Origin of the sequence: Serratia sp. CY32780, from assembly GCF_052169135.1 — a bacterium.
GTDB classification, from domain to species: Bacteria; Pseudomonadota; Gammaproteobacteria; order Enterobacterales; family Enterobacteriaceae; genus Serratia; species Serratia sarumanii.
This window is the reverse complement of the sequence record NZ_JBJNLI010000001.1, coordinates 2,789,533-2,801,861: the sequence shown is the minus strand read 5'-3', so window position 1 is coordinate 2,801,861 and position 12,329 is coordinate 2,789,533. Positions and strand designations below refer to the sequence as shown.

Below are 12,329 nucleotides of genomic sequence, written 5' to 3'. Positions count from 1 at the left end.
CGCCACAGGACTTCGGCGATGTCCGCCATGCCCATAGGGGCACCCGGGTGGCCGGAATTGGCTTTTTGTACGGCGTCCATGCTGAGTGCGCGGATGGCGTTGGCAAGCTCTTTACGAGAAGACATAACGAAACTCCAGTACGGTTACAGTTGAGCGGCCAGCATGTCTTCCAGCTTCTGCTGGTCGACGGCGAACAGGCGAATGCCTTCGGCGAGTTTCTCCACCGCCATGGCGTCCTGATTGTGCAGCCAGCGGAACTCCGCTTCGGCCAGCGGGGCCGGTTGGTGGAAGCCCTCGGTGGACGGGGTCAGCTTGCGCTCGACCGGCCGGTCGCTGTTTTTCAGCTGTTCCAAAAGGTTCGGCGCGATGGTCAGGCGATCGCAGCCGGCCAGCGCCAGGATCTGCTCAACCTTGCGGAAGCTGGCGCCCATGATCACCGTCTGGTAACGATGACGCTTGTAGTATTCATAGATGGTGCGCACCGATTTCACGCCCGGATCCTGCTCGGCATCGTAGTCGGCGGCAGGCTGTTTGGCCTGATACCAGTCATAGATGCGGCCGACGAACGGCGAGATCAGATACACGCCGGCTTCGGCGCAGGCGCGGGCCTGGGCGAAGGAGAACAGCAGCGTCAGGTTGGTGTTGATGCCTTCTTTTTCCAGCTCCTCGGCGGCTTTGATGCCTTCCCAGGTGGAAGCCAGTTTGATCAGGATGCGCGATTTGTCGATGCCCTGTTCTTGATACATGGCGATCAGCTTGCGCGCTTTGGCGACGCACATGCCGCGATCGAACGACAGGCGGGCGTCCACTTCGGTGGAGATGCGGCCCGGCACGCTTTTGAGGATCTCGACGCCGATATTGACCGCCAGCTTATCGCTGGCGTTGATCAGCTGGGTTTCCTTGCTGCCGCCCTGGCGGCGGGCATAGTCCAGCGCTTCGGTGATCAGCGCCTTGTACTGCGGCAGCGCGGCGGCTTTCAGGATCAGCGAAGGGTTGGTGGTAGCGTCCTGGGGTTCGAACTGGCGGATGGATTCGATATCGCCGCTGTCGGCGACCACCGTGGTCAGCTGCTTGAGTGCGTCTAATTGATTCATTGATAAGCTCCTTGACCAAGCTCAACGTAGGGAAATGAGAACCTTTTTCATCATAGGGGGAACACACTGCATCATCGGGTCGGGAATGAAAATGCGCTTTTTCTGATTGTTGCGATGGATAATAACAATGAATGCCGAGTAAACCCAGGCGGGGCGCGGTTTACGGCGGGGGAGGCGAGGGGGGCGGTGGCGCGAGAGCCAAAAAAAGAAGGGTTCAGCGCCAGGCTGAACCCTCAAAGATGGCCTCATTTGGCCGATTATTTGCTCAGGTTGACGTCGATCGCCTGATAGAAGGCGTTGGCGGTGTCGGCTATATCCCACACGGCAAGGATCACGTGCGAACCGCTGCGATCTGCCGGTATATTGCACTGGTGGGTAACCTGTGCGGCAGGGATGGCGCCGCCGTCGTTGAACTGGCAGAACGGCGTCAGATCAAAGGAGGCGCGGGTCAGCGGCTGCGAAGCGTCCCAGTTCGGCTTGGTGATGAAATAGCGCCAGCTGGTGGTGCTGTGACGCGCGGTCAGCTTCCAGGTAAAGGAGTTCGGGCCGGTTTTCAGGTTGAGCTTGTTCCAGCGCGTCGGCGTTTGCTGATCCAGTTCGAAGAAGGTGGATTTGTCGGCGCTGGCGATGTGGCCGTCAGCCGGGCCGGCCTGCGGGAAACCTTTCAGGCCTTCGACGCTCTGCGGTTCATACTGCACGCTGCCGCACTGGGTGTTGAGCTGCAGTTTGCACTGATAGGCGCGGCTGGCCGGCGATTCGACATAACCGTGAGCATTCGCCTGTTGCGAAACGCCGAACATGGCTGCGCTCAGCAGGCCCAGAGAGAATAGGGTACGGGAAGTTTTGTTCATAAGTCACTCCTGACTGAAATTATGTTGTAAGTTGAGCGTATTTCACCGACAAAATGAGAGGCTAATAACGTAATTGGAAATAACCCTTCTTGTCGGCTTGTTTTATTTTTATCATTCTGGTCGCGCGGCAGAGCGGAATGTTTTAACGGCTATTAACGAAAATTATTATGATGACGATCTTTGATCGTTAGGCTGAATTTATTTAACTGTCACAATGCAAAAATAGAGCGCTATGATGAATTTTATATCAGGTCGTGATGAATAGTATTTAAGATAGCGCTCTCATTTATGAAGTATATTGCTTGTTGCCTTGAGTATCCTTGTTCGATTTGATCGATTTTTGTGCGCCACCACCTTGGGAATTTAGTGTCATTTTTCTTGTTTTATTTTAAAGAGGAATTTGTATGACTAGATTATCCCTGGACGCGATTAAAATAATCAGCACCATTAAGAGCACCGGCTCTTTCTCTATGGCGGCGGAGGCGCTGCATAAAACGCCTTCGGCAATCTCTTATCGGGTTTCCAATATTGAAAGCAAACTCTGCGTGAAACTTTTTCATCGCAATGGCCCCATGATTACCCTGACGGATGAAGGGGAATTTCTCCTGCAGGAGGGCAGCTGGATATTAAATGCGGTGCAGGATCTGGAAAGCCGGGTAAGAAACATCCCCAAGCTGGACAATAATATCCGCCTGGCGGTGGACACCTTCTTCCCGTTGGAAACCCTGACACAGGATATCCGCGACTATATTCAGCATTGCCCGAACGCCAATATCTCGGTGCAGCGAGAAGCGCTGAACGGCACCTGGGATGCGCTGAAGAACAACCGGGCGGATCTGATCATCGCCATCGGCCAAATCCCCGACAGCGTACAGGCCAAAACCCTGATGCTTGGCAAGCTCAACTTTGTGCTGTGCGTGTCGCCCTCGCATCCGTTCGCGGCGCAGAAAAAGCCGGTGTGCAAGAAGCAGCGCTTGAACGACATCGTGGTTGCGATCGCCGACAGCAGCCATGAACTGCCCAAACGCAATCACGGCACGTTGCCTTTGCAGCGCCAACTGGTGGTGTGCGACGTGGAAAGCAACCTGGCGTTGCTCAAACGCGGCATTGGCCACGCTTTTCTGCCGCCGTCGCTCATCGAAAAGGAACTGGCCAGCGGCGAACTGGTGACGGTGCCGGTGGAGATGCAAAAGGGCGACGAAATGATTTGGCTGGCGTGGCATCCGGCCAGCAAGGGCGCCGGGTTTAACTGGTGGCATGAGCGGCTGACGCGCAAAAGCGATGTTTACAGCCTGATGGGCCGCGAAGTGGTGCGGGATGGCGGCTATCCTTGGTGCCACAACTGAAGGAATAGAGACGAAGGGACGCGAAAATCAAACGGTTAACTCAATGAAAACCCCGCAGCGCTCGGCTACGGGGTTTTTTTTATGGTTTACGCTACGCGGCCCACCTTCAGCCAGGCGCTGTCGGAGCCGGGCGCCGAGGTGATGTAACCCCATTTGGTCTGCCAGACGTAACCCTGATAGGACACCAGCGCGCCCTGCGCGTAAGTGGTGCCCGGCACGTAGGCCGGCGCGGTCATGATCGGCAGGTTGCCGGGGCCGACGCCGGTGTAACGCAGGCCGGTGCCCATATCCAGTTGGCTGTCGTCGTAGTCCGCGGCGTTGAAATAGCGATCCAGCGCGGCCAGCAGATCGCCGTTGCGGTTGTCTTGCCCCAGATGCCAGAACATCACGCCGCCCAGCTGCTGCTGCTTGATGTACTTCGCTTTGTATTTGAAGCTTTCGGCATCGTCATAGGTGACGAACAGCCCGTTCTGCGCATGATACAGGTAAGGGGTTTTGGTCTTGTCGTTCCACAACCGCTGATAGCCGTAGTTACCCTGCAGCATCTGCTCCAGCTGGCGATAGGAGGCGATGCGCGGATCCTTGTCGCGCACGCACTCTTCGCAGCCCACCAGCCAGTAATCGGTGCTCGGATACGGATCTTCGCCCGGCGTGCTGTGGCTGCTGTACTGGCCGCCGTTGCTGCCGCTGACGCCCTTGAAGGCGCGGCCGTAGAAGGGGACGCCCATCACGATCTTGGCGCTCGGCACGCCTTCCATCATCAGGTGCTGCTGCACCGCGGCGTCGACCGTCAGGCTGAACGGGCTGGGGAAGGCGCGGGTCAGCTCTTCCCAGCTCCAGCCCAGATTGGCTTCGCGCAGCGCGTTGTAGAAGGTCGGCCCGGCCGCGTCGCCGAACAGCGCCGCCTGGTGGTTGGTGATCTTCTCCCAGGGGCCGGCCAGATCGTAGGTCATCAGGTTGATGTAATCGAGCGGCGCGACGATCTGCGCCAGCTTGCTGTAATAGCGCGACAGGAAGAAGGCGCCGCCGGCGCCGGCGATAGTCAACTGATACGGCAGCGCCTGGCGGCCGTCGGCGACGGTTTGCTGATTCAGCAGGGTGCGGATCTCTTGCAGCGCGGCGATGAAACCGTCCACTTCTGATGCTTGCGGGTACTCCCAGTCGATGTCCACGCCGTCGAAGCCGTAATCCTTCATGATGCGCACGCAGGATTGGGCAAACTTGGTGCGCGAGGCCGGGGTTTTCACCGCGTTGACGTAGTTGGCGTGCGACACGCCCAGATCGTTGGAGTAGTACCAACCGCCGATGGAGAACATGATGCGCAGACTGGGATTGTGCGCCTTGAGCGCGGTCAGGCGGTTGACCACATCGCGCGCCTTGGCATCGTTGGTGGCCGGATCCCAGGCGCATTCCAGGTTGCTGTTGATATCCAGGAACGAGAAGTTGATGTGCGTCAGCTGTTTGGCTTTGGCCGGCGTGATGTTGGAAACCGGGAACGGCACGACGGACGTATCGGACTCGGTGTAATTATTGATTTGGTTGGTCGGAATAAAATAATACCCAATAACGGCTTTGCGTGTGGACATGGTATTTCTCCAGAGTGGATGTTTTTAAGATGGGACATATTTCCCGCAGCCATTAATGTTTATTTTTCGTGAAAACGAAAGTCGAAATAAATCACGATAACAATGAAATTTTATTCATTGCCGTCAATATTGGCGCTTATGCGTTGTGCCAACGCTCAGCATGAATGAATTCGACCATAGGGCCTGTATTTATTCATTTGCTTTGTAATAGCATCCTTAACTAGATTCTGATTATCCGATGTCCCACCGGCCGTGATTGGCATTTAATTAAAAAAAAAGGAGATGAGCTATGTCCAGCATAGAGCCTGACGCTGTTGGCTTAATAGTCCAGCGAGTATGTGAATATCTTCAGCCGGTATTAAACGCCATTTTGGCCGGCGTCATGGCGCTATTGCACGGCGCTTACCGCAACGTGGGCATTCGGCGCCGTTTATTGAATGCGGCGATGTGCGCGTTATTGGCCTGGACGGTGCGCGATGCGCTGGCGCTGATGGGCCTGGAATTAAAGTGGGCGAATTTGGCCAGCGTACTGATTGGCTTTATGGGGGCAGATTACATCAACGCCTTAATTAAAAAGTTCATCGGCAAAAAGACGGGGTTTAAAAATGTTAAATGACATCGAAGAGATTCGTTTTACCGCCCGCAGCGAAGAGAACCTGCGCGGCGTGCACCCGGATCTGGTGCGCGTTATTCGTCTGGCGCTGCGTTATTCGCTGGTGCCGTTTTCCGTCAGCGAGGGGCTGCGCAGCATGGCGCGCCAACGGGAAATGGTGCGCGCCGGCAGCAGCCAAACGCTGCGCAGCCGCCATCTGACCGGCCACGCGGTGGACGTGGTGGCGATGCCGGCGGGTGTGGTCTCCTGGGAGTGGGATTACTACGCGCAGATTGCGGTGGCGGTGCGGCGCGCGGCGCGTGAATGCGGGATCAACGTCGAATGGGGCGGCGAGTGGAAAACCCTCAAGGATGGCCCGCACTTCCAGCTGGCGTTCCGGGACTATCCGGCATGAGCGGCTGGCTGCAAAAACTGATGCAGGGCGGGTTGCTGCTGCTGTTGCTGGCGGCCATCTGCCTCGGCGGCTACAGCTCGCTGCTGTCGCACCAGTTGGCGTCCGCGCGCCAACAGGCGGCGGAGCTACAGAAAAGCCTGGCGCAGCAGGCCGGGCTGATCGCCACCCTGCAGACCCAGGATGCGCAAAACCGCGCGCTGATGGCGGCGCAGCAACGGCAGGAACGGCAGCTGCGCCAACAACACGAGGCTTATCAGAGGAAATACCGTGAAGCGATTAAAAACGATCCCTGCGCCGCTCAGCCTCTGCCTGGCGCTGTGCTTGAGCTCCTGCGCCCGGCCGCCGGCGCCGCAGGCCGTGCCGCTGTTGCCCCCTGAATCGGTGTTCGCGCCCTGTGAGCAACCGCGGCTGCAAGGGGGGACCTGGGGCGATGCGGTAAGCTATACCCTGGCGTTACAAACCTCGTTACACATTTGCGCCGGCCAGGTGGAGACGCTCAACGCCTGGCGCGACACGCTGCCGCCACGCTGACGGCGGCGCTTCTTCGACTCGTCTCGCGATCCTTTTTTTACTTTTAAAACGGTCTTTCGGCCAAGGTTATGGCGCGCTTCAAAGTTTGTGATGTTTCTCTCACTATACTTCAAGGCTGCGCCCTGTCATTGTACTTGGGCGCCACGGCCCACGGCAGGGCGCAGCCTCAAAGCCTTACCTCAACATAAAAGCAAAAAACAAAGGAATCCATAATGGACGAACAGCTCAAACAGAGTGCCCTTGATTTCCATCAGTTTCCTGTCCCAGGGAAGATCCAGGTTTCCCCCACCAAACCGTTGGCGACCCAGCGCGATCTGGCGTTGGCCTATTCGCCGGGCGTCGCCGCGCCTTGCCTCGAGATCGCCGAAGATCCGTTGGCAGCCTACAAATACACCGCGCGCGGCAACCTGGTGGCGGTGATTTCCAACGGCACGGCGGTACTGGGTCTGGGCAATATCGGCGCGTTGGCCGGTAAGCCGGTGATGGAAGGCAAGGGCGTTTTGTTCAAGAAGTTTTCCGGTATCGATGTGTTTGATATCGAAGTGGATGAGCATAACCCTGACAAATTAATCGACATTATCGCCGCGCTGGAACCGACCTTCGGCGGCATCAACCTGGAAGACATCAAGGCGCCGGAGTGTTTCTACATCGAACAGAAACTGCGCGAGCGCATGAAGATCCCGGTGTTCCACGACGACCAGCACGGCACGGCGATCATTACCACTGCGGCGGTGCTCAACGGCCTGCGCGTGGTGAAGAAGAATATCTCCGACGTACGCCTAGTGGTGTCCGGCGCCGGCGCGGCCTCCATCGCCTGCCTGAACCTGCTGGTGGCGCTGGGGCTGCGGCAACAGAACATCACCGTTTGCGACTCCAAGGGCGTCATCTATAAAGGCCGCGACGCCAATATGGAGCAGACCAAAGCCGCCTACGCCATCGAGGATAACGGCCAGCGCACGCTGGGCGACGCCATCCCGAACGCCGACATCTTCCTCGGCTGCTCCGGCCCGGGCGTCTTGACGCAGGATATGGTGAAAACCATGGCGCGCGATCCGCTGATCATGGCGCTGGCCAACCCGGAACCGGAAATTCTGCCGCCGCTGGCCAAAGCGGTGCGCCCGGACGCCATCATCTGTACCGGCCGTTCCGATTACCCGAACCAGGTGAACAACGTCCTGTGCTTCCCGTTCATCTTCCGCGGCGCGCTGGACGTGGGCGCGACCACCATCAACGAAGAGATGAAGCTGGCCTGCGTGCACGCCATCGCCGATCTGGCGCTGGCGGAGCAGAGCGACGTGGTGGCTTCCGCCTATGACGACCAGGATCTCTCCTTCGGGCCGGAATACATCATCCCGAAACCGTTCGATCCGCGCCTGATCGTCAAGATCGCGCCGGCGGTAGCCAAGGCGGCGATGGACTCCGGCGTGGCGACGCGCCCGATCGAAGACTTCGACGCTTACGTCGAGAAGCTGGCGGAGTTCGTCTACAAAACCAACCTGTTCATGAAGCCGATCTTCTCGCAGGCGCGCAAAGAGGTGAAGCGGGTAGTGCTGGCGGAAGGCGAGGAAGAGCGCGTGCTGCACGCCACGCAGGAACTGGTGTCACAGGGGCTGGCCTTCCCGATCCTGGTCGGCCGCCCGAGCGTGATCGAAATGCGCCTGAAAAAGCTGGGTCTGCAGCTGACGCCGGGCAAGGATTTCGAAGTGGTAAACAACGAGTCGGATCCGCGCTTTAACGAATACTGGGGCGAGTACTACCAGATCATGAAACGCCGCGGCGTCTCGCAAGAGCAGGCGCGCCGCGCGGTGATCGGCAACCCGACGCTGATCGCCGCCATCATGCTGCACCGCGGCGAAGCGGACGCGATGATCTGCGGCACCATCGGCAGCTACCACGAGCATTACGATGTGGTGAAGAACGTGTTCGGCTTCCGTGAAGGCGCGCACGTCGCCGGCGCGATGAACGCGCTGCTGCTGCCGAGCGGCAACACCTTTATCGCCGACACCTACGTCAACGACGATCCGACCCCGGAACAGCTGGCGGAGATCACCCTGATGGCGGCGGAAACCGTGCGCCGCTTCGGTATCGAGCCGAAGGTGGCGCTGCTGTCTCACTCCAGCTTCGGCTCTTCCGACTGCCCGGCGGCGCGCAAGATGCGCAAAACGCTGGAGTTGGTGAACGAGCTGGCGCCGGAGCTGGAGATCGACGGCGAAATGCACGGTGACGCCGCGCTGGTGGAAAGCATCCGTCACGATCTGATGCCGGACAGCCCGCTGAAAGGCTCGGCCAACCTGCTGATCATGCCGAACATGGAAGCGGCGCGCATCAGCTACAACCTGCTGCGCGTCTCCTGCTCGGAAGGGGTGACCGTCGGGCCGGTGCTGATGGGGGTCGCCAAGCCGGTGCACATCCTGACGCCGATCGCCTCGGTGCGCCGCATCGTCAACATGGTGGCGCTGGCGGTGGTGGAAGCCCAGACCCAGCCGCTGTAAGCCCGGGTTGAGTGACTGGCCCCCTGCGACGCTGGCGCCGGGGGCTTTTTTTATGCCTTGCAGCGTGCAGCGATGGCGCGGATATCCTGCGGGGTGGTGCGGCAACAGCCGCCGATCAATTGTGCGCCGAGCGCGCGCCACTCCACCGCCTGATCGGCCAGGCTGCCGTGCTCGCCGCCGCAGGCGTGCCAGGTTTTGCTAACCGCATCGTAGTGCTCACCGGAGTTGGGGTAGACCAGCAGCGGTTTGTCGGCCAGCGCGCCCAGTTGGCGCAGCGCCGGGGCGACCTTGTCCAGCGCGATGCAGTTGATGCCGATGGCCAACACCTGCGGGTTGTCGCGCAGCGCGGACAGGACCTCCGTCAGCGGCGTGTCGTCGCTGAGGTGTTGGCTGTCGCGCAGGGTGAAGGCGAACCAGGCGCCGAGCGTCGGAAATTCCTGCAGCAGCGTCAGCAGCGCCTGCAGTTCGGCGAACGACGGTAGCGTTTCGCAGGCCAGCAGATCGACGCCGGCGGCGGCCAGTGCGGCGAGGCGCGGGCGGTGGAAAGCAATCATCTCATCCTGCGCCAGCCGGTAGTCGCCGCGGTATTCCGAGCCGTCGGCCAGATAGGCGCCGTACGGGCCTACCGAGCCGGCGATCAGCAGCGGCGCGGCCTGCGGGTGCGCGGCCAGATAATCGCGGCGCGCGCGTTGTGCCAGCTGCACGCTTTTGGCGATCAACGCCAGCGATTGCTCCTGATCCAGGCCGCGGCGCAAGAAGCCCTGCGGCGTGGCCTGATAGCTGGCGGTGATGGCGCAGTGGGCGCCGGCGTTGAAATAATCGAGATGCACCTGATAGATAAGCTCGGGATTTTCAATCAGCACCTTGGCCGACCACAGCGGATCGGTCAGATCGCAGCCGCGCGCTTCCAGCTCGGTGGCTAGCGCGCCGTCCAGGATCAGCGTGGGATGTTCGGCCAGCAGGCGGGCGACGGGGTTGTTAACCGACATGTTGTTCTCCCAAAGCGGTTTTTTGCCCGGCGCGCCGGGTCAGGAAATAGGTGAGGTAGCACAGGGCGACGAACGGCAGCCCACAGTAGAGCGCAATGCGCTGTTCCGGATCGAACGCCAGCCCGATGCAGGCCAGCAGGCACAGAGCAAAGCCGAGGATCGGCGTCAGCGGGTAGCCGGGCGCGCGGTATTTCAGGCCGCTTATCGGCTGGCCGCTGCGCAGGTAGGCGCGGCGGAAAGCAAAGTGGGCCGCGCAGATGCTCAGCCACACCGCCACCACCGCAAAACCGGAGATCGCCGACAGGGCGACGAACACCGTGTCCGGCGCGATCACGCTGGTCAGCAGCGCCAGCACGCCGCCGAGCATGCTGAAGGTCAGGGCGTTGATCGGAATGCCGCGCGCATTGACGCGCGCAAAGTAGGCCGGCAGGGTGCGCTGGTGGGCCAGCGACCACAGCATGCGCCCCGAGGCGTACAGGCCGGAGTTGGCCGCCGACAGGATGGCGGTCAGGATCACGAAGTTGAAAATATCGGCGGCGTAAGGCACGCCGATGCGTTCAAACACCAGCACGAACGGGCTTTTGACGATCCCCGCCTGATCCATCGGGATCAACGCCGCCAGCACGAAGACCGTGCCGATAAAGAACAGCATCAGGCGGATCACCGTGGTGCGGATCGCCAGCGGCACGACTTTTTCCGGGTTTTCGGTTTCACCGGCGGCGATGCCGATCAATTCCGTGCCGGAGAAGGCGAAGTTCACCGCCACCATGGTCATCAAGATCGGCAGCGTGCCGTGCGGCAGCCAGCCGGAAGCGGTCAGGTTATGCAGGAACGGCGCCGGGGTACCGTCTTTCATCGGCAGCAGGCCGAACATGGCGGCGCCGCCCAGAATGATAAACGCCAGAATGGTCACCACTTTGATCAGCGAAAACCAGAATTCGCTTTCGGCGAAAAAGCGGGTGGTCACCACGTTAAGCAGGAAAATGGCCACGCAGAAGATCAAACACCACAGCCACACCGGCGACTGCGGGAACCAGTACTGCATGCAGAATCCGGCGGCGGTCAGGCTGGAGCCGAGCGCCACCGTCCAGGTGAGCCAATACAGCCAGGCGACGGTATAGCCGGTGGCCGGCCCCAGATAGCGCGAAGCATAGACGTGAAAGGCGCCGGTTTCCGGCATCGCCACCGACAGCTCGCCCAGGCACAGCATCACCAGATACACCACCAGAGCACCGATCAGGTAGGCCAGCAGCGTGCCGAGCGCCCCGGTGGTGGAGATGATGTAGCCGGTGTTGAAAAACAGCCCGGTGCCGATCACGCCGCCCAGCGACAGCATCACCAGGTGCCGGGCCTTCATGCTGCGTTTGAACTGTCCTGCGGCGGGTGCCGATGGTTGCATAATAATCTATCCGTATAGACGTCTAAATATCTGAATGGCTATTGGTTATACCCGCAATGCTTTTTCAACGCAATGCGCAGCCGGCGATCGGCGCGTAAAAAAATCGTTAAGCCGGATCTATATGCAAATGATAATTATTATCTATAATGTCGCCATTTTCGATAATGGGGCAACATGATGAGATACCTGATTTTATTGGCGGCGTTGGCGCTCGGCGCCTGCAGCCAGGCGCCGGTGAAGGCGCCGGCCAACGACGTCGCGAGTTTGGGGAGCATCACCGATCTGCACAGCGGCGCGACCCTGACGCCGGAGCAGCTGTTGACGCGACTGGCGCAGCAGCCGCGGGTGATCCTGGGTGAGAAACATGACAATCCTTACCACCATCAGATTGAGCAATGGCTGGTGCAGCAGCTGCCGCAGCGGCGGCCGCAGGGCAGCGTGCTGATGGAGATGATCAACCCGAACCAACAGGCGCAGGTCGACAAGGTCAAGCAGTGGTTGCAGAGCGATCCGACGGTGCGCGACGGCCGCGTAGCGGAGCTGATCGCCTGGCAGCCGGGCTGGAAGTGGGCGCTGTATGGCGGAGTGACGATGGCGGCGATGCGCGCGCCTTATCCGCTGTGGTCGGCCAACCTGGATCGCAGCGAGATTACGGCGTTCTATCAGCAGCCGCAATTCCCGGCGGGGCAGCTATCGGCGCAGCCGGCGGTGCGCAAGGCGCTGGAAGAGACCATCCGCACTTCGCACGGCGGCAAGATTGAGGCCGACCAGTTGCGTGCGATGCTGGCGATCCAGCAGCAACGCGACCGGCGCATGGCTGAGCGCCTGCTGGCGGCGCCCACGCCCGCGCTGTTGATCGCCGGTGGCTATCACGCCGCCAAATCGGTGGGGGTGCCGCTGCACGTGCGGGATCTGCAACCGGCGGCGGCGCTGACGGTGCTGATGCTGGCGGAGCCGGGCGTACAGGTCGATGCGAACACCGCAGACTACCTGTGGATCACACCATCAGTGAAATGAATACGTTAAGAGAGTGA

At 60.1% G+C, this 12,329-nt stretch carries 13 protein-coding genes; 7 read left to right on the top strand and 6 right to left on the bottom strand.

Annotated elements, in window-relative coordinates:
- The 3 genes from ACJ8HH_RS13545 to ACJ8HH_RS13535 form a co-directional block, all read right to left on the bottom strand.
- A partial coding sequence (locus tag ACJ8HH_RS13545; RefSeq protein WP_144334738.1) for a hypothetical protein occupies positions 1 to 125 on the bottom strand: 125 nt, incomplete at its 3' end.
- A gap of 18 nt (positions 126 to 143) precedes the next feature.
- Complete coding sequence (tal, locus tag ACJ8HH_RS13540; protein WP_033649859.1) at positions 144 to 1,094, bottom strand: transaldolase; 951 nt, start codon at positions 1,092 to 1,094, stop codon at positions 144 to 146.
- Positions 1,095 to 1,351: 257 nt separating this feature from the next.
- On the bottom strand, positions 1,352 to 1,945 hold the full coding sequence (locus ACJ8HH_RS13535; RefSeq protein WP_033635482.1) for a lytic polysaccharide monooxygenase: 594 nt from the start codon (positions 1,943 to 1,945) through the stop codon (positions 1,352 to 1,354).
- 404 nt (positions 1,946 to 2,349) lie between these two features.
- On the opposite strand from ACJ8HH_RS13535, the gene ACJ8HH_RS13530 reads away from it, so the two are divergent.
- Entirely contained in the window at positions 2,350 to 3,291 is a 942-nt protein-coding gene (locus ACJ8HH_RS13530; RefSeq protein ID WP_033635481.1) for a LysR family transcriptional regulator, read from the top strand.
- 86 nt (positions 3,292 to 3,377) lie between these two features.
- On the opposite strand, the gene ACJ8HH_RS13525 is transcribed toward ACJ8HH_RS13530, so the two are convergent.
- Positions 3,378 to 4,877 (bottom strand): glycosyl hydrolase family 18 protein, encoded by a 1,500-nt coding sequence (locus ACJ8HH_RS13525; RefSeq protein WP_033635479.1) that lies wholly within the window; start codon positions 4,875 to 4,877, stop codon positions 3,378 to 3,380.
- A gap of 289 nt (positions 4,878 to 5,166) precedes the next feature.
- Here ACJ8HH_RS13525 and ACJ8HH_RS13520 point away from each other — a divergent pair, with 289 nt between their 5' ends.
- From ACJ8HH_RS13520 to maeB, 5 genes are all read left to right on the top strand, one after another.
- Positions 5,167 to 5,493, top strand: coding sequence for a phage holin, lambda family (locus tag ACJ8HH_RS13520; protein WP_004936551.1), 327 nt, complete (start codon positions 5,167 to 5,169; stop codon positions 5,491 to 5,493).
- Positions 5,483 to 5,884 carry a M15 family metallopeptidase gene (locus tag ACJ8HH_RS13515; RefSeq protein WP_021505638.1) on the top strand — a complete coding sequence of 134 codons (402 nt, stop codon included), beginning with the start codon at positions 5,483 to 5,485 and terminating at the stop codon, positions 5,882 to 5,884. Before ACJ8HH_RS13520 ends, ACJ8HH_RS13515 begins: the two co-directional genes overlap by 11 nt.
- A complete protein-coding gene (locus ACJ8HH_RS13510) occupies positions 5,881 to 6,261 on the top strand; it encodes a DUF2570 family protein (protein ID WP_033635477.1) in 381 nt (126 codons plus the stop codon). Before ACJ8HH_RS13515 ends, ACJ8HH_RS13510 begins: the two co-directional genes overlap by 4 nt.
- Positions 6,242 to 6,415 carry an Rz1-like lysis system protein LysC gene (gene lysC / locus ACJ8HH_RS13505; protein ID WP_195903932.1) on the top strand — a complete coding sequence of 58 codons (174 nt, stop codon included), beginning with the start codon at positions 6,242 to 6,244 and terminating at the stop codon, positions 6,413 to 6,415. The genes ACJ8HH_RS13510 and lysC overlap by 20 nt, the downstream gene beginning before the upstream one ends.
- Before the next feature lie 212 nt (positions 6,416 to 6,627).
- Positions 6,628 to 8,907: an NADP-dependent oxaloacetate-decarboxylating malate dehydrogenase gene (gene maeB, locus ACJ8HH_RS13500; protein WP_033635475.1), complete on the top strand. Its 2,280-nt coding sequence runs from the start codon at positions 6,628 to 6,630 to the stop codon at positions 8,905 to 8,907.
- A gap of 50 nt (positions 8,908 to 8,957) precedes the next feature.
- On the opposite strand, the gene mmuM is transcribed toward maeB, so the two are convergent.
- Both mmuM and mmuP read right to left on the bottom strand, forming a co-directional pair.
- Complete coding sequence (gene mmuM, locus ACJ8HH_RS13495) at positions 8,958 to 9,896, bottom strand: homocysteine S-methyltransferase (protein WP_060451756.1); 939 nt, start codon at positions 9,894 to 9,896, stop codon at positions 8,958 to 8,960.
- On the bottom strand, positions 9,886 to 11,295 hold the full coding sequence (gene mmuP / locus ACJ8HH_RS13490; protein WP_033649855.1) for an S-methylmethionine permease: 1,410 nt from the start codon (positions 11,293 to 11,295) through the stop codon (positions 9,886 to 9,888). The genes mmuM and mmuP overlap by 11 nt, the downstream gene beginning before the upstream one ends.
- A 177-nt stretch (positions 11,296 to 11,472) precedes the next feature.
- Here mmuP and ACJ8HH_RS13485 point away from each other — a divergent pair, with 177 nt between their 5' ends.
- The gene (locus ACJ8HH_RS13485; protein ID WP_060451755.1) at positions 11,473 to 12,312 is read left to right on the top strand and encodes a ChaN family lipoprotein; all 840 of its coding nucleotides are present in this window, start codon (positions 11,473 to 11,475) and stop codon (positions 12,310 to 12,312) included.
- Positions 12,313 to 12,329 lie beyond the last annotated feature (17 nt).